Origin of the sequence: Pseudoduganella sp. R-34 (assembly GCF_049904655.1) — a bacterium.
GTDB lineage: Bacteria > Pseudomonadota > Gammaproteobacteria > Burkholderiales > Burkholderiaceae_D > Rugamonas.
This window is the reverse complement of sequence record NZ_CP184573.1, coordinates 130897-147602: the sequence shown is the minus strand read 5'-3', so window position 1 is coordinate 147602 and position 16706 is coordinate 130897. Positions and strand designations below refer to the sequence as shown.

Below are 16706 nucleotides of genomic sequence, written 5' to 3'. Positions count from 1 at the left end.
TGCACATGCTGAAAATTCTCAAATCTCTTTACGAATACGTAATGCTCTACGACTTTCGCAAGAAGCGCGTCGAATTCTATGGCGACTGGGCGAAGTCAATTAAAGCCGGCGAGGTTACCAAGACCTTTCTGATGGCGGAACTCGCAATCGCAAATGCGAAGCAAACTCGCGACAGATCGCGTGCATTTGCGCTGCGCATGATGCTAGGGCGCATCAAGAGCGGCCAGGTTCAGAAAATGAGCGAAGTGGTTGCGACAGCCATGCCGGTTGGTGACCTCGTCATGCTGGGTGCGGCCGATTCTGCGAAGGAGAAGGAGCAAATCAAGATCCTGGGCGACCTCGTCAAGGCAGTGGAGGAACAAAGTGAGGCGATGAAGGAAATTCACCGCGCTGTTCTTCCTCCACTTCTTCTCCTCCCGGGGCTGGGCTTCTTCGCCTATGTTCTAAGCTCAAAATCGATTCCGATTATCGAGAAGGTTGCTCCGCCTGAAGTGTGGACACCTTTCAATGAGTTGGTGCGAGTAATAGCTAATCTCATTGGCGGCTACGGTGTCCACTTCCTCGTGCTAGCCGTTGTGGCTGGTATGACGTTTGCCTATTGGTTACCTCGTTGGATTGGGAAACTGCGCCTTCGCTTGGAGCGAGTTGACCCTGAGCTCGCCACCTGGCTTTCGCCGATCGCTCCTTATCTTTTGCCTCTTTCCATGTATAGGGACGCGCAAGCGCTAATGCTGCTCTCAGCGCTGGCTGTCCTCTTGGAATCCGGCAAAAGGCTCAACGAAGCACTGGAGTTGATCCAGTCACGATCCACGCCGTATCTCAGATATCACGTCACGCGAATACTTGACTACATCGAAATCTATCCGCTTGAGGCATCGGTAGCGTTCACGAACGGCATTCTTTCGCCACGGGTATCGGCCCGCCTGGCGACGATTTCTCGAAACAACCCCTCGTTTGAGGAGGTGTTGATTGAGATTGGGACTGTTGGAGCAAAAGAGATCCGCCAACAGGTAAGCAAGTCGGCATTCAAGTTGAACTTGGTTTTCATCTCTCTCGCGGCATCACTGACTGTCTTCCTGTATTTGGGCCAGCTCAGCATCACGAGGAGCATGGACAAGGAACTCGATCCGACAACGATCATGCAGCGAAAGTTGGAACAGCAAGAGCGGTCGCATTAACTAGTACATCAACCAAAATTCTTTAATCTTAGCTTGGAGCTTTTATGAACAAAACAATCAAACGCAATTCGTTCCATCGCAAGCAACGCGGCGACTTCCTGGTTTCGCTGACGGTCGCCTTGATCATCGTCGCGCTGATGGTGATGTCCGCGATGGGCTGGTTTAAAACCAACTCGTCGAAGGTCGACGTAGGTGAAGCGAAGAATCTCGTTAACGCGATCGGCGGCGGCCTTCGTTCCAATTTCGGCGCCAATAACGAGTATCCGAGCTTAACCACAGCAGCGGCCGTTCAGTCTGGCGTTATTCCTGCATCCTTGCGCATTGCAGGGACCAACACTGCGAACAATCCCTACGGCGGCGCGATCACTGCTACACCCGTAAACTGCACTGGCACCAGCGATTGCGCCTCGCAGTCGTGGGCAAACGTGCCAACTTCCGCATGCATGGAATTGGTGCTTGGCACGATGTCCGGGGCACGTCGCATCACTGTTGGCGGTTCCGTAGTAAAACCGCTCGACGCCAAGATTAATACCGCAACGCTGGGTACTGCTTGTGACGCCGCGGCGCCAGTCACGATCGTCTGGGATCACGGCCGCACTGGTAGCTAAGGAAATCAATGCGTCCGAATATCCGATCGAGCTCGATGAAGCAGGGCCTGCGTTCCCAAGCGGGCTTTGCCCTTCTTGAACTTACGCTGGCTTTGATTATCTCGGCCGTTATAGCCGCCGCTGGGCTTGAAATGAATGTTCAAGCCAATCGAATGGTTTTCGCGCAGATCGAGGCCGATAACCTGGCGACGCTTGCAGCTGCTGGATCGACAATGGCATCTGAGAAGTTCACTGAGCTGCAGACCGGCACTGCGATTACTCGCAACGGCAAGACGCTGAATGCGGGGGTGAATCCAGGGCAGACCTATGCTCCCGCGATTGCAGACCTAATCGCGATGGGCTATCTCAGTGCATCGTTCCCGACACAAGCCGTCTTCAGCAACGGCCAGCCCGGCAATTACCAAGTACGCATTTGGCGCGAACCCGCCGGCTGCGAGCTTGTTCAGGTTACCAGTTGTGACGTGGTCGGATGGGTCTATATCGACAGGGCCATTACAGCCAACGGCAGTACTGATCCTGATGGCCCCTCGATCTCGACTATCGTGAAGAAGCTCGGTGGGGCAGGCGGGTTCAGCTTGAACATCAATCCTGGCACCGTTAACGGGCTCGGAAAAACCTGGTCAAGAGCGAACCCGGTTGCAGGTAATCCTGCCGGCGTCGTCGCTGCGCGTTTCGGGTACGTGTCAAGCGGCCTTGGGCAATTTGTCCGAGTCAATGACACACGCGATCCTAACCTGCGCGGTAAGCTGACCGTCCAGAACGAAACAAAGTCTGACTTCTTCTATACCGATGTCAAAACTGTCGGGGCAGCCTGCTCTCAAGAAAATGCAATTGCGAGTACCACTTCGGCAGTGGTGGTTTGCAGCGGAGGAACCTGGCAGGCCATCAGCGCAAGGGCGAACCCCGCCGACGGTTGCGCGCCTGATGGAAAGGTCGCAACGTCGACCGCAACTGGCGAGCAGTTGATCTGCAAAAACGGGCGGTACGTGAAGTCGACAAGCCTGCTTCCACAAAGCGTTGTCAAACAGCGCGTGGCGGTCCGTGACCTCGATGTCGTCAACAAGCCTACTTGTGATGTCGGTGGTACGCCAGATCGATCTTTCAGCCTGACTCAGACGTCCATCGACGTAACCAACGCGCCGCCAAAGCAAAGTATGTTCGTCACGACTGTAGATCTCGGTGGGGCGTGGCAAGTGTTGATCAAAATACGCGACGATTCGGGCGGAGAAGCCTCCGGAAATGCTCAAAATATCTCGGCGGTGCTTAACCTCGAATGCAAATATTAAGAAGAGGCTGTTGATGAAGAAAATATGGATGGTTGTAGGGCTGATCGTGGTGGCAGTCGTTGCTGGCACCAGCGTGCAGGCTGCTGGCCAGTGGGTGCAAAGGGCGGGAGACGTCCGTTCGTCGGCACAGTTCCAGGCCGACTGCAATGCCGGCGTTGCCGCCGACTCGTGCAGAGGTGTACCAACTCCGCCTGGGTGCGGGGCGGGCAAGCACTGGACGACGCTTGGTTCGGGCATCGCACATTGCGTGCTGGACGATTACGCTTGCCCTGCTGGTAGTGATCTCGCCCATGATTCCTTGGGCAATCCGTCCTGCGTCGCTACGCCCCCGCCTCCGACGGGTACCTGCCCGAATGGTGCTACCAATTACCCGACGTGTAATAACCAGATGCCACCAGAGCCACCGCAACCGCCGGCACCAGTTTGCTCAACCTACACTCAGAACAGTTATCAATGCAGCGGTTGGTATTACTACACACGCAGTATGTGCAAACAAGACGGGGTAGTCGTTTCAGACACCTTGCTCTCTAAAGAAAAAATTGGGTCTTGTAGCTGCAGCAATGGCATGGTCAAGTACCCATGCCACATGTTCTAACTCTACGCACAAAGAGTACGCGGCCGAGGCCGCGTATTTTTTTCCGAACATGGACTACGTCGAATTTTCCACTTATGTGAGCCAGTGCGCACCGTTCGTTCATCCAAGGACGATGTATTCGGTCGTGGCCAAGGAGTCGTCATTTAACCCCTACGCAATTGCGATAGTGGGAAAGGCCCGCTTGGAGCGGCAACCTCGCAACTATGGTGAAGCCGTAGCTACAGCGAAGGCTCTCGTTGATCGAGGAATCGTCTTCAGTGCGGGACTGTCTCAAGTCAACTATACGAACTTCAAAGCCTACGGTTTGACGATCGAAAACGCTTTTCAGGTGTGTCCAAACCTTGCGGCAGGTGGCCAGATTCTGGCGAAATGTTTTGAGCGCGCGTCATCAGGCCAACGAAATGAGCAAGTCGCGCTCCAGGCAGCTCTGTCTTGTTACTTCAGTAACAACTTCGTCACAGGGTTTAAGGCAGGCTATGTCCAGCGTATCGTGTCGCACGCCTACCAGCAGCGCGTAAAGGACGGTTTAACTCGCTGAAATGTTGACTTATGTAATTACAATAATTACACTTGTTATTTCTTAATGGCAATTAAGAGCCGGAGTGTAATTTTTTCTCTGAGAATCGCGAAATTGTGGGCTTGCGCAGCCAATTTCCTCTCTTACAGTAACCACATCGGCACTCCTCACTAGCGAGACGCGACTCTCCTTGAAGTTCAGAAGTGCTGAAACAGGCCAGTAAATTATTCGCAAACTTAAAGCTACCAAAAGGAAATGGACAGTATGAATAAGAAGATCGCTCTCGTTACCGTTGCTCTGACCGCTGCACTGACTGGCTGCGGTGGCGGCGGTGGCGGTTCCTCCAGCAACACCGCTCCATCGAATGGCAACAACACCACGCCAACCACTCCTGTTCCGCCAGTGGTTGATCCAAACGCGCTGCAAACAACTGTGCCGAATCCTTCGTACCAGGCCAGCTCGCTTTCGCTCGACGCATATAACACCTTGAACGACGCCCGCACGCAATATGGCGTAGGTCTTCTCGCCGAGAGCGCCGCTTTGAACACGTCCTCAACTAACCATGCCAAATATGTGACTGGCCAATTCGACGCCGGCGACTATTTCGCAGCTGGCCATAGTGAAGACCCGACCAAGGCCGGTTTCACTGGCGTCACTCCAGCTGACCGCGCGAGCTTCGCGAAATACGCTGGTAGCTCGGTTGGCGAGGCCTTGGCTAGCTTCATTCAGGTTGACGGGGTTCAAAGTGCACCGGGAAAAGTGGCGATAGAGAACCTGCTTTCCGCGCCTTACCACCGCTTTGGCTTGCTGTCTGCTGGTCGCGATGTTGGCGTCGGTGTATCCTCCACGCGTATCCAAGGCGAAGGTGGCCTGCACCATATTTTCGTAGCCACTACCGGTATCCCTCAAGGTGCACAAGGCCAGCAGCCTAGTGCAAACTGGATCGGTGTCTGGCCTGTCGACAATGCTAGCAACGTGTTCTATGGCTTTGCAGGCGAGACTCCAAATCCTATTCCGGTCAACAATGGCGCCTGCGCAGGCTATCCGGTGTCGATGCAAGTGAAATCCGGTAACACCCTGGCCACGACGACCTTCACGCTGACCGAAGCGGTAAGCGGTACTGCTGTCAGCAGTCAGTTGAACACTGCTGCTACCGACCCGAATCCATCGTATGCCCGCCAAAACACGGCTTACATCATTCCATTCAAACCGCTGAAGCTGAACACCAAGTACACCGCTCGCTTCGTCGGCACGAACAATGGCGTAGCGTTTGAGAAGGTGTGGAGTTTCACGACCATGGCCCAGAACGCCAAACTCGTTTACGGCTGCGATCCAAGCTAATCTCTTGAAGCCACTATCAGGGCCTTCGGGCCCTTTTTTACATATCCGTTCCTTGAAACAGAACCGTTGTTGGCCGGTGCTCGCCAATTTTTTGATACTGAAAGAGAAATATCTTGAGGAAGAATAACGCCTTTGTAATAGCAGCAGTCGTCAGCGCACTGATCTGCGCTCCGATTGCTCGAGCGCAAAATCAACAACAGCCGGTTTCCGCCTACGCTTTCGAGAACTGCAAAAGTGGCTGCGTGTTCAACGGTACCTCCGATAGCGTAATTTACACGGGGGCGAATTCCAAGTCTTACCGCATCTGTTCTGCCGATCGATTTGAAGTCAAAGTGCAAGTAGACGGCCAATTCGTTTTGACGCGTGAATGCGTGGACGTCAACGGTAAAAGCCTTTTCCTAATGTCTGGAAAATCGTTGGTTGGTCGCCTTCCGGACTGATCGAGCACTTACCAAAGGCTTCGTTCCGAGCAAATACTCCAAAACTACGTTAAGGGCCTTCGGGCCCTTTTTCAATCGTCTCTAGTAGGACCATTCGTGGCCTGAGTTCGCTCCAGTAAATAGGCCGGCGGACCAACAAACAGAGGACCGTTTCTCGCACTTAAATCAACAGCTATCTCCAGAAACCTATGATTAAAATTTCAATTCGATGCAGCTTCAACATCCGCCAGGTCACCGAAACAGACTGGCATGCGAATACGGCCAGCAGTCCGGCAACATTCGTCTTGGGATCGACTGCAGGCGCGCCGTCAACGGTCACCATCGACTTCCCGAACAAAACAGTAGAAGTGTTGCTACCCGAGTTCGAAGTGGAAGACGGGTTAGTGTCATGCTTAAAGAATGCAGATAAAGTGTATGCGAATGCGTACCCGGTGGAGCTTGCTGGCACTATCGAAGCGATCAAGCAGGCTATGCAATACAGGGCAAGACGCGTGCTGGAGCATGCCAAGTATTTTCTTGGATTGGACCACATCGCCGACGACGTGATCACAGACTGGCACGAGCCAATGTGGTCAATCAACTCAGTCGCTTTCCAACGATTTCCAGGCTTGATCGGCGGCGCGATGGGATTCAGGCACTCGATGCCGCTCAACGACAAGACGCGCGCCGCGCTTCAGGAAGGACTCGATAAAGACTTCCGGCCATTTCTCGCGATGCGCCACCTCTATCGCGCAATCCAGGAGAGTTCGCCCCGCTTCAAATGGATCGATGCAACTATCGCGGCGGAACTGGCTATAAAGGAGTTCCTGGCGCGCAAACAGCCGGACCTTGAAGTGCTCTTGGCGCATTTACCCTCTCCACCGTTACTGAGGCTCTACCGTGAAGTGTTAGAGAAGCACGCTGGCGAGAAATCGCCCTACTGGAAAGAGCTGGACAACGGGAGTCAGAAGCGCAATAAGCTCGTCCACCAACACGAAGCAATCGTAGTGACGGAAGCGGAAGCCATCGAGTACGTGAGCGTAGTCATGAAGGCGATCCACCACCTCTATGCGTTGCTCTATCCTGACTGGGTAATTTCGGCCAACCTCAAGGATCTCGACCGCGTAGGAATGTAGCTGAAGAAAAACGTGGGTGCTGGTTGCCAGCTGACACTTTGCGCGCGGCAGTTGGAGCCGGCGCCCACGGCACTGAAGTCCTGAACTACTACAACTAAGGTGCAGTGAGCTGACGCTTCGTGTTTGGAGGCAGCTTTCAAGCGTCGCGCTGATGTCCGTCACTTCAACCGTTCGTTTATAGGGCCGCTTGGCCCGCAATCTCAAAATCACTGTTTCAGTGTCTCCTGCGATTTTCCTTTAGACGGCCACCTATTAGAGAAATCCATTACGTCCATGCTCATGTGCCGACTTTCGACTTCGCCGAATACCGGTTACTGATGGTCGCGAAATTCACCCACACTATTGGGGCAGAGCAGGTAGTGTCGGCTGAATGGAAATGATCTCGGGCACAGTGACCGCCGCCGGAGCGTCAAACGACACAGAAATGCCAATATCCACATTGACGATGTGATGATCAACCACATCGTTGCCCATGCTGGGAAGCCGTTGAAAACAAAGGAAAAGTCCGTCATTTGGCACGCCATCGTAAGTAAAAGCGATGGCCGAAAAGCCGCAAAAGGTGGCCTTGGGGACGTGGTTGCACTGTCGAATAAGTCGAATGCGCCGACAATAAGAACGAATCTTCGCGGTCCGAGGCCAATTTCGAAAGGACGCACTATGTTTGACTTTGCTGCATGGATCGTCAAAGCGTCGATGCGCTGCTTCGAGGCGATTCCGTCGTTTTCCGCTGGAGGAGTGCGTGACGCGGCTGTCCATCGTCGCCGTGGTTGCCCTGTTGCGGCTGCCGGGCGTCGCGAATCTGCCATCGACCGGCAGAGAGGCGCTAAGGCGCTTGGAGACGTGCTCGTGGCGCACGTGGTTGGCCTCGGTGGCGCTCCGCATCGGGTTGGCCGTATTCGTCCAGACCTGGATAACAAGGGCCATGCGGCCAACCAACATCTTCGGATCGGGCATGGTACCTGCTGTTTGACGCTGGGTGCGCAATGAGTCATCCAATCGTTGCAGGTGACAGCCAAGGTGCTTGACCCGCGAAAGAGGGAGGGCAAAAGTCAAAGCAGCATGCTGGGCCGAAGTGGGAAAACCTCATGGCGGTAGGTTTAAGAAAACTGAGGTGCGGAGCGTTTGGTCAAGTTGGTTTAATCGAATTGTTCTGGCGCCAGAAAACTACGAACTACCACGGTCTCGACTTCGGTCGCGACACAACACTGAACTACCAGCACGTCGCGTGCTGACTCTATAAAGGACATGAACATGCAATTGACTTTGCTCGAATTGATTGAACAACTGGGCACCACTGCCGAACAACTGCAACACAACCAGGTTGGCGGGCTGCTGCTGCTCGGCCTCTTGATGGTAGTTGTTACGCTCATTCTGGGAACCGGCCGCATGTTCCATAGCCGGCGCCGAGAGGATTAAGAGTTGCGGTTCCGCGCGGGCAATAGGCTCGTCGAAAAAAAATTTTGCGAACGGCAGGCTGGTTCCCGATTTGGAAAAACCTTTGTCACACCGATTCTTTTTTAAGTCCTGGATTTTCGTGAGGGCCGATGTAAGTCTGACTTGAGCAGAATTCGTCCCGTAGGAGCAATTTCGGCTGCTATACCTAATGCTGACGCAGTGTCGCGGCAGCCAGATTCACCCGCGTGCCAGTGGGGCTCTGAACTTTTACAACTTGAAGGAGAAAGACCTAATGAAATACATCAAAACCCTGAAGTCGTTGGTCCACATGCTGGCGCACCTGGTGGAGAAGTGCCAGCGCAACCAGCTTGGCGCCGGCCTGGCCATCGCCCTGGTGTCCATGGTCCCACTGTCGATAGCGGTCATGGCATTGGCTGCGGGCAAGTAATGCAATGCCTCCAGTGGCTGTGGCGAGGTTAGATTGGTTGTGACAAGTGCCGGCATGCTGGCGAAACTGCAGGTTCGCCAGTGTCGAACTGCCCGATTGCGCATGCACCCTAGCCGAGGCGCAGTGCAGCTTCGCTCGGCCATAGACACGACCTTCGGCAGCCGCGCAGCGCGAGCTTTATGTAACGTTCCGATCCATGGCCCTGAATTACATTGGAAGCCAGCGAGGACGCTGCTCGCCCGCCTTGGCGTCGAGCGGCCGGCGGCCGAGTTGCCATTCCCGTTTATGGATGTCGAGCAGGTCCTCGGTCAGGCGAGCGCAATCCTCCGCGGGAAGATACAGCGTCGTCGCCGGTGCGTCAGCGGCATCGCCTTCAAAGCGCACGTGGATGCGGACATCGCGGTAGCCCGGTGCGAAGCCATGGGTCACGTACTGGACGTTGTAGTCTTCCCCTGCAGCCGGCGGCGGGGCCGGACGCGTCATCAGACCCCAGTCCAGCAGCAGCTGCTTCATGCGCTGCTCGCCGTTCGGCAGGTAGTGGTGAATTTCGACCTTGGGTCGATTATCCAGGCGCAGTACGGCCAGGCAGTGTTCGAACAGATCGCCGTCGAGGCCGCGCAGCTCGGTCAGGTCGAACGGAAAATCCATCCCGTTGTACAGCCCGGCCAGGAAGCGGGCGACGATACCGGCCTGCCCGGTGTCGCTGCGGGCCAGGTCAAAAAGCTCAACCAGGGAATCGAGCCCGGCGTCATGGTCCTGGGCGCGCACCTCCGCCGCGCGCTGCGCGGTCGTCGTTCCGCCGCGGGCCTTCGTGAAAAACTCCCGCGTGTTCTCGATGAAGGCGTCCACCAGGTGCTTTGGCACGTGGCTCGTGACTTCGACCTTTTCTTCCGGGCGGCTCATCCCTTGTCCTCCGGCCTGCCTATTGCCTCGATCATGCCATTTAGGTGCAGACGGTCATCTTGCTTGTCGCGGCCAAGGGTCAATTCTTCCCACAACGCAAGGGAGCCATAGGCAATGTTCTGGTGGTCTTCCACATGGGCGTAATTGCGATCCATCTTCAGTTCGCGCTTGCAGCGCTCGGATTCGCGATGAATCACTGCGCGGGTGGCGGCCGTAATCTGGGCGTAGTTCAATGGGTTGCCGCTCATTTTTCTGCCTCGTAAAAGGCACGCACCTTTTCATTGATGTTCGCCGCATCCTGCGGATGGCTGAGCCCTTCGGTGGCTTCCAGCCAGAGCACTTGTGCGCCGACGGCCTGGCCGCGATAAGCGGCCCGGATATAGTCGGCGCGCTCTGGACTGGATTTTAGTTGTGCCTGCATGGCGACCATGATCTTGTCGATGAGTTGAGCGGTGTGGGTCGTGAGATGGGCGTAGCCTTCATCGTTGAGGGGCATGGATTAAATCTCCTGGAGAATGTCAATCCATAAACTCTACGTCCGAATCGGGCAGCCGTCTACCGACGCGTGATTAGCCCAATAATCACGCGTTCACTAAATAGAATCACCCTTAATGGAAGAAAAGAATTTGAATGCCGGTGATTGCAATCGCGCCTTTTTTCCCCCACCTTATCGATTCAACTACAACAAAGGAGCACCACGATGGACCTGAAACTGACTGACACCGAACGCCTGATCCTGGCGAACCAATATGAAATCCTGTCCAAGCTGGAGGAAGACGCCGGCTATGCCCGCGTGGCCGCGCAGCTGCGCGGCGGGCACGAGTGGCTGTACCGGGAGGCTTTCCAGTGGCTGTTCCCAGTCATGCCAGACAGCGACGCGCAGTTCGTCGTAACGGTGCTGGATCTTCATCGAGCGCTGCTGTTTAGCTTTAACGCGCTGGTCGACAAAGGCGCGCTGACCTCGGCCGACATCGCCTTCGAAGGGTTTGATGGCAACGACGGACAGGAATCCACGCTTCTGCGCTTTACCCGCGCCCTGGGCGAACAAGGACGCTGGGAAGAGCTCTTGGATGGGCGCGTCGGGCTGAACTCCAGTTCCCGCACTGTGCCGGGCTACCAACGCATGATCGCTGCTTGGAAGAACATGGATAAGCCACACGGAATGAGCAAGGAACAGATCGAAACGATCTTGACGGCAAAGCGCCACCCCAAGTAAAGGGGAGCCGAGCGACTGTTCGGATGTCGTGTGGCCGGGTATGATACCGATTCGTCAACACCCCCGCCACACGGATGACCCCTGAACAGACTGCCTTCTATCACACTGTGGTCCAGCCGCTGGAAGCCCAATTGCTGGGCCTGGAGCTCGCGAAGCTCTTCAGCGGGGACCTTTACGATATGCAGGACGACCCCCTGGGGCCAGTGTCCTTGCCGGACTTTGGCGACCATGGCCTGCTCCTGTCGCCCACCCAGGTCGGCCGCCTCTTCATGGCGCCGGACGAGTCCAACGTCGACATTGCCGCGCTCGCCGAGCAGGAGGACGGCACGCCGGCAGGAGTGCACGCGCAATCGTTCACCGACTTCGCCCGTCCGGAAACCGTCATCGATGTCTGCGCTTACAAAGACGTGATCGGCGCGGGAGTGCGCATCGATGCCCTCTATCTGAAAACCATCATGTTGAGGTCCGATGCGCCGGAGCGCCTGTGCACCGTCGCGTTCGCCTTGCAGGCGTGCACGGCTTTCCAGCTGGGCTTCGCGGAAGTGACGGGGTACGCCGCCGGCAAAGGACGTGGCGACGCTGACCCGGACGAGGAAGAGGACGACGAAGAGGATGACTTGGTCGGTTATCAAGTGTGGCCCAAATTCGGGTTTGATGCCCCGGTGCAGCCAGTCGAGTTTCGCGGGGATCACCGCTTTGCCCAATGCCGTTCGGTGCAGGACGTCCAGGAGATTGATCCGGCGTGGTGGGAGGCCAACGGCGGCGCCCGGGAAATGCGCTTTGACCTGGCCCCAAACAGCCGCTCCTGGCAGGTTCTGGTAAACTACCTGCACAACGCCTTTTTCGAGGAATGGTATGAGTGACAAAAATGCAAAAGACGCACTGGCGGTCAAGCTGTACAAGACCGCGGCGGCATTGCGTCGCGCCGAACGCAAGGGCAAGACCCTATCCTCAGACGCATCGGCTACAAAACAGCTGAAAGTCGGTGACGTCCTGGTCGTCCGGCTGAACAAGGACGCCAAACCGCTCTCGGAGCTGGGGGGCGTGCAAAAGGTGCTGGGCCGTTCCCGAATCCGCATCCCGGAATACAAATTGCACCGAGGCTGAGTCCTCTCCAACGAAACGGCCGGCGGGCCGTTTTTTTTCGTCTCGCCGTCGTCCAAAGCTAGTTGCCTGACGGAAAATGCAGATGGTAAACGGCCCTCCAGCCACCGGAGGACTTTAAAGAAGCGCCTCAGGCAATACTTGGATATACTGTATATAAATACAGCTAAATCGCCATGGCACTTTTCGATCCACAACCAATACACCCTTCACTCTGGCGCGCCTCCCAAATGGCCCAGAGCAGTACTGCTTGCATCGACACGGGATTCCCAGTTCTCTCGACGCAATTGCCAGGCGGCGGGTGGCCAACAGGTACGCTAACCGAACTACTGCTGGCTCAACCAGGTATTGGTGAATGGCGTTTGCTGCAGCCGGCGCTGTCCACCTTGAATAGGCCCATCGTGCTAATTCAACCGCCATATATGCCACAAACCCTCGGAATGGAGCTCCCGCCTGAACGGTTGGTCTGGATACCTAATACCGGGAAGCCCGGAGACAGCTTATGGGCTGCTGAGCAAGTTCTGAGGAGTACCAGCTGTGGCGCAGTTTTGCTTTGGCAACAACACATCCGTAGTGAGTCTCTGCGTCGACTGCACCTGGCTGCACAATCAGGCGATACATTTCTCTGCCTTATGCGGCCAATAGCAAATGCACAAGACGCTTCGCCTGCGCCGTTACGTTTGGCAATGCGGCCGGCTCCACTTGGAATTAATATTGAGTTTGTGAAGCGCCGCGGCCCTTCCAGGGCGACTCCATTATTCCTGCCGATTACGCCGCGATTGCTGCAACGTCACGCATGTGTGGACTGGTCGAAGCCTGCGGTGCCGGCAACAATGCAACACATCCTACCGGCATTGGTCTAAGGTCTCGCCATTGCGGGGGCTGTGCCTAGTGCTACTCTCGAAAGGTCGCGAGCGAAATCGCCAGAAATTGCCGGTGGTCCGCGACGTCCCGTACCGACGATGAAGAAGAGCAAGTGTCTGCGTTGCGCCTACGACTTTTTCTTCTTCTTAGGCTCCGTATAAGCCTCGTGCTGCCGAACCAGTTCAGATGGGGTTAAATCGAAGGCATGCGCGAGAACGACAATCGTGTTTAAGCTAGCTGAGCGCTTGCCTCGCTCGAGCAACGAGATGTACGAGCGATCGAGCGATACCAAAAATGCCAGGCCCTCCTGGGAAAGCCCAAGCCGGTCCCTCGATTCTCTGATTACCAGTCCGAATGCCTTGTTGTGGTCCATCCCGCGCTTTTTGTCAGTTCGTGTCCTTTGCAATTAATGTCTGCGACAGTTTGGCGAGAAACTTCCTCCATGGAAGAAGTTCTGAGACACAAATAGTCTGAGACAACCTGCTGTTTCGAGTTCCGTGGAAGGAGGTCGTGTCGCAAAGTCTGAGACAAACCACGCGGAGTTATGGTGGAAATGTCGTACGTTGCAAGCGGATGCCAGCGATCTAAACTCGGGCGTCTCAGACTTTATTAAGATGTCTCAGACTTTAATTGCAAAACCATTTTGTAGCCCTGACAACAGTCTGTCAGCAGACTATAGTCACGGCGACCGCAGGGTCCGGCACGGTACAGCAGTTAAAGCGATGTTGCAAACGAGAAAAGTCATTTAGCTTGGTATCAACGCATGGAGCAGGCAAAGGGCGGTCGAGATTGTTCATGGTGACATCAGTCGCTATACTGTATGTATGTACAGTAATTTGGTGCACCATGGAGAAGATGGTCAAACTGCGGCATTGCGGGATCGAGGAAATCACGGGCTACGTGGATCAGGCCCTGGATCTTTCCCTGCCGGGCTACTTGGAAGTCAAAGATACGGACTCGCAGGGACGACACCGCCTGATGAAGATCGCTCGTTTCATCGTGCCCAGCGACGAACCTGGTAAAGTCTTCCGCAGGGATGTCATGCTAGATGTCGAAATGGGAAACTGGCGCAATGGCAGGGTCCGCATTCGTGGGATCGAGCGCTTTCGGAACGAGCATGGACAGATCGTCGAATACCGGCAGGAATGGCTCGTCCAAACAGGCATCGTTGTGCAGCCGCCTCCAGGTAGGCGGCCTAAGCCGATCTAATTTTGCGAGTGATATCGGAAGGAATTTGATCGCATGAGGCGATCTAGTGGAGATTTACGGGATGCTCGTCGAATCGAGCACCCCACTCAAAGACTCGTGCCTGCTGCACCGCATGTAGCGCACAGGTCGGAGTAAGTCTTTGATTGATTTGCGCGTTTTGCGGACCTTCACCACGAAAATCCGCGTCTTTTTTGGCGGTATGGAGCCGTGAGGGCTTAAACAACCACGACATCCGCACCTGGGTGCTGGTCACCAGCCGTAGCACGCGCGCCGGAAGCAAACGTGCGCTTCATCAGCGCCGCAGCTTTTGATATCGCCTTGCGCATGACCGGATCTGGCGCCTCGTCGCAGCGAACAATTCCGAACAGCGACTTCAGCTGCCACAGCAACACCCGGCCATCGCCGTGGCCATTCAGCCATGCTTTGACCGAGCGGCGGTCGCCGGCAGATACGTCGGTCATCCAGACAGAAGCAGGGTTGGAACCAGAAATCGAGCCGCCGCGCTTGGGGGCTTTCACCGGGCGAACCTTTGCAATCGCAGCGCGACGTTCGGCTGCCGCCCAGTCAATCTGAAATACGGTTTCGTTGGAGACAAGAATGCGGTTCATGTGTTGCTCCCTTCAATTTGGATTGGTCAACCTGCAGGTTGGCCACCAAAGAAAGAGCGACCTCACCAAGCAGGGGATAGGTCCGCGACACATGCACCAGGAATCGATTTCTAAGCCGGATACGTGCCTCACAAACCCCGGCATGCCAGGAAAACAAATCCAGGGCATCGACCGTTAAAGCAAATGTACCAAGCAGTTTTTCCACCGCAAGTCGATATTCAACATCGGCGGCTACCGGCGTGCCGAGCGAGCGCCGGACTTCAAATAGCAGGTCATCTAGCGATTGGTCGAGGACAGGGAGCTGGGTATCCTGGATCAGCTCCAACATGCTGGCCATCCTGGCGCTTGCCGTCTGTTCGTTGCGCTGTGTGAATGCCCGGACCAGTTGGAACTCCGCGGCCAGCGCCGGCTCCATCGCCTCAACACGGCGCACGCGATCAGCGCAATAGAACTTGCCCGGCCGGCCTGCGCGGCCGGGAATTCGCGTGCCGACATGATCAGGCTCCCCAAGGTACTGTGTGACCATCCGACGACTCCACCCTTTGGATTGCAGTTCCTTCACGGTGAGAAAGCGCGCGCCTGACGACGGAAAGGACTTCACTTTGCGTCGCCTTGGTTAGGATTCTGGGGGAGTTTTTCAGCGGCGGTCTGCGCCGGCCGCACGCGTCCGTGATCGAATCCTCGATCGATCCGTCCCCAAAGAGTACCGGCCAAGAACGCTGTAGCAGCGATAAAGAAGAAGACACCCACGGTGGTACGAACAGAACGACCTGGCGTTTCATTCACGTCGACAATTGGCTTAGTATTGTCAACCGCGGCCGACTTCGATGACGTCAACGCCAGCGCCTCCTGTCGTTTTTCCAACAGCAATCCGTCCCTGAGCTCGCTGACTACTGAGAGCGCGTTTCGCTTTGCGCTTGTCTCCATCCGTTCGACCGCGGCGTCGACCGTGCCCTGCAAGCGCACCTCTACCTCCGAGAGCATCGAATTCACGGCCACCTTGTTCTCCTCGCCGGCCGCACGCAGACGGGCCGAGTAGAAGAGGGCGGCCACGACTAGCGGATCGTCCACGTCGACCTTGTGGCCGGTCAACGCAAAGATCTCGACGCAGAGTTTTTGTTTCTCTGCATCGGTGACGATCGGCTCGCTCAAAATGCCGCCATTTCCAGTTGGTCCTCAATGTCGCGGCACACCGTCGCCAGGCGCTGACGGCTCATCATCTTGAAGTCAGGAGACTTCATTGCTTCCTCGAAGCTCAGCTTTCGCGTGCCCATTTCCTTCAGGTCCTTCCCGAACGTGTCAGGGCTACGGCCGGCTACGCGAATGACGGCTTTGATCTTCGGCTCATTCTTTTTGAACACCTCGCTATCGGTAAAGCCTTTGCCGTTCCGTACGACAGGGCCATAAAACTCGTTCAGCCAAACAACCAGGTTAGGAACGTTCGCCTTGATCAGCGTGTCGATGCAACGCAACGTCTCATCCAGGCCTTCGCCACCGACCAGGACCGCATGGACATAGACTTGCTTGCCCTGGCTTTCGAGGAACTGGAACACATCGTTCTCCAGCATATATGCCATCATCGGAAGGAACGAGGAGGAACCATTATCGACGACGCAGTTGCCATCGTGCGATACCAGCTTCTCGATCAATTCATCGAAGTAGCTCCGGTCGACGTTCATCGTCTCCGTCATGATGTTGATGTGCTTCGCTCCGAAGTACTTGATGCTGGCGAACGTTGGATTGCTCGGATCCGTGTCCGCCGCGAAAAGTTCGGGTTCCAACTTCTTCAGGAAGTTGGCGAGCGCGGCCGTTATCCAGGACTTGCCGACGCCGCCTTTGCCCGTAAGTGTGAAATGAATTGCTGCCAAGTTTGTTCTCC

General features: G+C 55.7%; 23 protein-coding genes. 14 read left to right on the top strand and 9 right to left on the bottom strand.

What is annotated here, in order from left to right; translation table 11 throughout:
• The first annotated feature begins 5 nt into the window (after positions 1-5).
• The 7 genes from ACN9MW_RS31935 to ACN9MW_RS31905 all read left to right on the top strand — a co-directional run bounded on the left by ACN9MW_RS31935 (position 6) and on the right by ACN9MW_RS31905 (position 7080).
• The gene (locus ACN9MW_RS31935; RefSeq protein WP_426172475.1) at positions 6-1178 is read left to right on the top strand and encodes a type II secretion system F family protein; all 1173 of its coding nucleotides are present in this window, start codon (positions 6-8) and stop codon (positions 1176-1178) included.
• 44 nt (positions 1179-1222) lie between these two features.
• Positions 1223-1786, top strand: a complete 564-nt coding sequence (locus ACN9MW_RS31930; protein ID WP_426172473.1) for a type 4 pilus major pilin — start codon at positions 1223-1225, stop codon at positions 1784-1786.
• A gap of 8 nt (positions 1787-1794) precedes the next feature.
• Positions 1795-3072: a PulJ/GspJ family protein gene (locus ACN9MW_RS31925; protein ID WP_426172471.1), complete on the top strand. Its 1278-nt coding sequence runs from the start codon at positions 1795-1797 to the stop codon at positions 3070-3072.
• 644 nt (positions 3073-3716) lie between these two features.
• Entirely contained in the window at positions 3717-4205 is a 489-nt protein-coding gene (locus tag ACN9MW_RS31920; RefSeq protein WP_426172470.1) for a lytic transglycosylase domain-containing protein, read from the top strand.
• Between the two features lie 243 nt (positions 4206-4448).
• Positions 4449-5525: a CAP domain-containing protein gene (locus tag ACN9MW_RS31915; RefSeq protein ID WP_426172468.1), complete on the top strand. Its 1077-nt coding sequence runs from the start codon at positions 4449-4451 to the stop codon at positions 5523-5525.
• A gap of 113 nt (positions 5526-5638) precedes the next feature.
• Positions 5639-5965 (top strand): hypothetical protein, encoded by a 327-nt coding sequence (locus ACN9MW_RS31910; RefSeq protein ID WP_426172466.1) that lies wholly within the window; start codon positions 5639-5641, stop codon positions 5963-5965.
• A gap of 188 nt (positions 5966-6153) precedes the next feature.
• Positions 6154-7080, top strand: coding sequence for a hypothetical protein (locus ACN9MW_RS31905; protein ID WP_426172464.1), 927 nt, complete (start codon positions 6154-6156; stop codon positions 7078-7080).
• A gap of 339 nt (positions 7081-7419) precedes the next feature.
• Here ACN9MW_RS31905 and ACN9MW_RS31900 read toward each other — a convergent pair whose 3' ends face one another.
• Positions 7420-8034: a hypothetical protein gene (locus ACN9MW_RS31900; protein ID WP_426172462.1), complete on the bottom strand. Its 615-nt coding sequence runs from the start codon at positions 8032-8034 to the stop codon at positions 7420-7422.
• Between the two features lie 297 nt (positions 8035-8331).
• Here ACN9MW_RS31900 and ACN9MW_RS31895 point away from each other — a divergent pair, with 297 nt between their 5' ends.
• Positions 8332-8496 carry a hypothetical protein gene (locus tag ACN9MW_RS31895; RefSeq protein WP_426172460.1) on the top strand — a complete coding sequence of 55 codons (165 nt, stop codon included), beginning with the start codon at positions 8332-8334 and terminating at the stop codon, positions 8494-8496.
• A gap of 271 nt (positions 8497-8767) precedes the next feature.
• Positions 8768-8923 (top strand): hypothetical protein, encoded by a 156-nt coding sequence (locus tag ACN9MW_RS31890; RefSeq protein ID WP_426172458.1) that lies wholly within the window; start codon positions 8768-8770, stop codon positions 8921-8923.
• 207 nt (positions 8924-9130) lie between these two features.
• Here ACN9MW_RS31890 and ACN9MW_RS31885 read toward each other — a convergent pair whose 3' ends face one another.
• The 3 genes from ACN9MW_RS31885 to ACN9MW_RS31875 are packed head-to-tail and all read right to left on the bottom strand — an operon-like array spanning position 9131 to position 10322.
• Positions 9131-9826: a DUF7673 family protein gene (locus tag ACN9MW_RS31885; RefSeq protein ID WP_426172457.1), complete on the bottom strand. Its 696-nt coding sequence runs from the start codon at positions 9824-9826 to the stop codon at positions 9131-9133.
• Positions 9823-10074 carry a hypothetical protein gene (locus ACN9MW_RS31880; RefSeq protein ID WP_426172455.1) on the bottom strand — a complete coding sequence of 84 codons (252 nt, stop codon included), beginning with the start codon at positions 10072-10074 and terminating at the stop codon, positions 9823-9825. The genes ACN9MW_RS31885 and ACN9MW_RS31880 overlap by 4 nt, the downstream gene beginning before the upstream one ends.
• Positions 10071-10322 carry a hypothetical protein gene (locus ACN9MW_RS31875; protein ID WP_426172454.1) on the bottom strand — a complete coding sequence of 84 codons (252 nt, stop codon included), beginning with the start codon at positions 10320-10322 and terminating at the stop codon, positions 10071-10073. The genes ACN9MW_RS31880 and ACN9MW_RS31875 overlap by 4 nt, the downstream gene beginning before the upstream one ends.
• Before the next feature lie 204 nt (positions 10323-10526).
• Here ACN9MW_RS31875 and ACN9MW_RS31870 point away from each other — a divergent pair, with 204 nt between their 5' ends.
• The 4 genes from ACN9MW_RS31870 (at position 10527) to imuA (ending at position 13009) form a co-directional block, all read left to right on the top strand.
• Positions 10527-11042: a YfbU family protein gene (locus ACN9MW_RS31870; RefSeq protein WP_426172452.1), complete on the top strand. Its 516-nt coding sequence runs from the start codon at positions 10527-10529 to the stop codon at positions 11040-11042.
• A 74-nt stretch (positions 11043-11116) separates the two neighbouring features.
• Entirely contained in the window at positions 11117-11905 is a 789-nt protein-coding gene (locus ACN9MW_RS31865) for a hypothetical protein (protein ID WP_426172451.1), read from the top strand.
• Positions 11898-12149, top strand: coding sequence for a hypothetical protein (locus ACN9MW_RS31860; protein WP_426172450.1), 252 nt, complete (start codon positions 11898-11900; stop codon positions 12147-12149). Before ACN9MW_RS31865 ends, ACN9MW_RS31860 begins: the two co-directional genes overlap by 8 nt.
• Before the next feature lie 173 nt (positions 12150-12322).
• Positions 12323-13009: a translesion DNA synthesis-associated protein ImuA gene (imuA, locus tag ACN9MW_RS31855; protein WP_426172449.1), complete on the top strand. Its 687-nt coding sequence runs from the start codon at positions 12323-12325 to the stop codon at positions 13007-13009.
• Between the two features lie 128 nt (positions 13010-13137).
• On the opposite strand, the gene ACN9MW_RS31850 is transcribed toward imuA, so the two are convergent.
• A complete protein-coding gene (locus ACN9MW_RS31850; RefSeq protein WP_426172447.1) occupies positions 13138-13383 on the bottom strand; it encodes a helix-turn-helix domain-containing protein in 246 nt (81 codons plus the stop codon).
• A 473-nt stretch (positions 13384-13856) separates the two neighbouring features.
• On the opposite strand from ACN9MW_RS31850, the gene ACN9MW_RS31845 reads away from it, so the two are divergent.
• A complete protein-coding gene (locus ACN9MW_RS31845; RefSeq protein ID WP_426172445.1) occupies positions 13857-14219 on the top strand; it encodes a hypothetical protein in 363 nt (120 codons plus the stop codon).
• A gap of 215 nt (positions 14220-14434) precedes the next feature.
• Here the strand turns inward: ACN9MW_RS31845 and ACN9MW_RS31840 are convergent, their stop codons facing one another.
• Genes ACN9MW_RS31840 through ACN9MW_RS31825 form a run of 4 tightly spaced genes read right to left on the bottom strand, consistent with a single transcriptional unit; the run spans position 14435 to position 16695 of the window.
• On the bottom strand, positions 14435-14827 hold the full coding sequence (locus tag ACN9MW_RS31840; RefSeq protein WP_426172443.1) for a hypothetical protein: 393 nt from the start codon (positions 14825-14827) through the stop codon (positions 14435-14437).
• A complete protein-coding gene (locus tag ACN9MW_RS31835; RefSeq protein ID WP_426172441.1) occupies positions 14784-15428 on the bottom strand; it encodes a hypothetical protein in 645 nt (214 codons plus the stop codon). The genes ACN9MW_RS31840 and ACN9MW_RS31835 overlap by 44 nt, the downstream gene beginning before the upstream one ends.
• Complete coding sequence (locus tag ACN9MW_RS31830; RefSeq protein ID WP_426172440.1) at positions 15425-15979, bottom strand: hypothetical protein; 555 nt, start codon at positions 15977-15979, stop codon at positions 15425-15427. The genes ACN9MW_RS31835 and ACN9MW_RS31830 overlap by 4 nt, the downstream gene beginning before the upstream one ends.
• Positions 15976-16695, bottom strand: a complete 720-nt coding sequence (locus ACN9MW_RS31825) for a conjugal transfer protein TraL (RefSeq protein WP_426172438.1) — start codon at positions 16693-16695, stop codon at positions 15976-15978. The genes ACN9MW_RS31830 and ACN9MW_RS31825 overlap by 4 nt, the downstream gene beginning before the upstream one ends.
• Positions 16696-16706: the final 11 nt, after the last annotated feature.

Bases quoted from the DNA above. Each gene is read 5' to 3' on its own strand.
- ACN9MW_RS31935 (WP_426172475.1), top strand. From the start codon at position 6: ATGCTGAAAATTCTCAAATCTCTTTACGAATACGTAATGCTCTACGAC.
- ACN9MW_RS31930 (WP_426172473.1), top strand. From the start codon at position 1,223: ATGAACAAAACAATCAAACGCAATTCGTTCCATCGCAAGCAACGCGGC.
- ACN9MW_RS31925 (WP_426172471.1), top strand. From the start codon at position 1,795: ATGCGTCCGAATATCCGATCGAGCTCGATGAAGCAGGGCCTGCGTTCC.
- ACN9MW_RS31920 (WP_426172470.1), top strand. From the start codon at position 3,717: ATGGACTACGTCGAATTTTCCACTTATGTGAGCCAGTGCGCACCGTTC.
- ACN9MW_RS31915 (WP_426172468.1), top strand. From the start codon at position 4,449: ATGAATAAGAAGATCGCTCTCGTTACCGTTGCTCTGACCGCTGCACTG.
- ACN9MW_RS31905 (WP_426172464.1), top strand. From the start codon at position 6,154: ATGATTAAAATTTCAATTCGATGCAGCTTCAACATCCGCCAGGTCACC.
- ACN9MW_RS31900 (WP_426172462.1), bottom strand. From the start codon at position 8,034: ATGCCCGATCCGAAGATGTTGGTTGGCCGCATGGCCCTTGTTATCCAG.
- ACN9MW_RS31895 (WP_426172460.1), top strand. From the start codon at position 8,332: ATGCAATTGACTTTGCTCGAATTGATTGAACAACTGGGCACCACTGCC.
- ACN9MW_RS31890 (WP_426172458.1), top strand. From the start codon at position 8,768: ATGAAATACATCAAAACCCTGAAGTCGTTGGTCCACATGCTGGCGCAC.
- ACN9MW_RS31885 (WP_426172457.1), bottom strand. From the start codon at position 9,826: ATGAGCCGCCCGGAAGAAAAGGTCGAAGTCACGAGCCACGTGCCAAAG.
- ACN9MW_RS31880 (WP_426172455.1), bottom strand. From the start codon at position 10,074: ATGAGCGGCAACCCATTGAACTACGCCCAGATTACGGCCGCCACCCGC.
- ACN9MW_RS31875 (WP_426172454.1), bottom strand. From the start codon at position 10,322: ATGCCCCTCAACGATGAAGGCTACGCCCATCTCACGACCCACACCGCT.
- ACN9MW_RS31870 (WP_426172452.1), top strand. From the start codon at position 10,527: ATGGACCTGAAACTGACTGACACCGAACGCCTGATCCTGGCGAACCAA.
- ACN9MW_RS31865 (WP_426172451.1), top strand. From the start codon at position 11,117: ATGACCCCTGAACAGACTGCCTTCTATCACACTGTGGTCCAGCCGCTG.
- ACN9MW_RS31860 (WP_426172450.1), top strand. From the start codon at position 11,898: ATGAGTGACAAAAATGCAAAAGACGCACTGGCGGTCAAGCTGTACAAG.
- imuA (WP_426172449.1), top strand. From the start codon at position 12,323: ATGGCACTTTTCGATCCACAACCAATACACCCTTCACTCTGGCGCGCC.
- ACN9MW_RS31850 (WP_426172447.1), bottom strand. From the start codon at position 13,383: ATGGACCACAACAAGGCATTCGGACTGGTAATCAGAGAATCGAGGGAC.
- ACN9MW_RS31845 (WP_426172445.1), top strand. From the start codon at position 13,857: ATGGAGAAGATGGTCAAACTGCGGCATTGCGGGATCGAGGAAATCACG.
- ACN9MW_RS31840 (WP_426172443.1), bottom strand. From the start codon at position 14,827: ATGAACCGCATTCTTGTCTCCAACGAAACCGTATTTCAGATTGACTGG.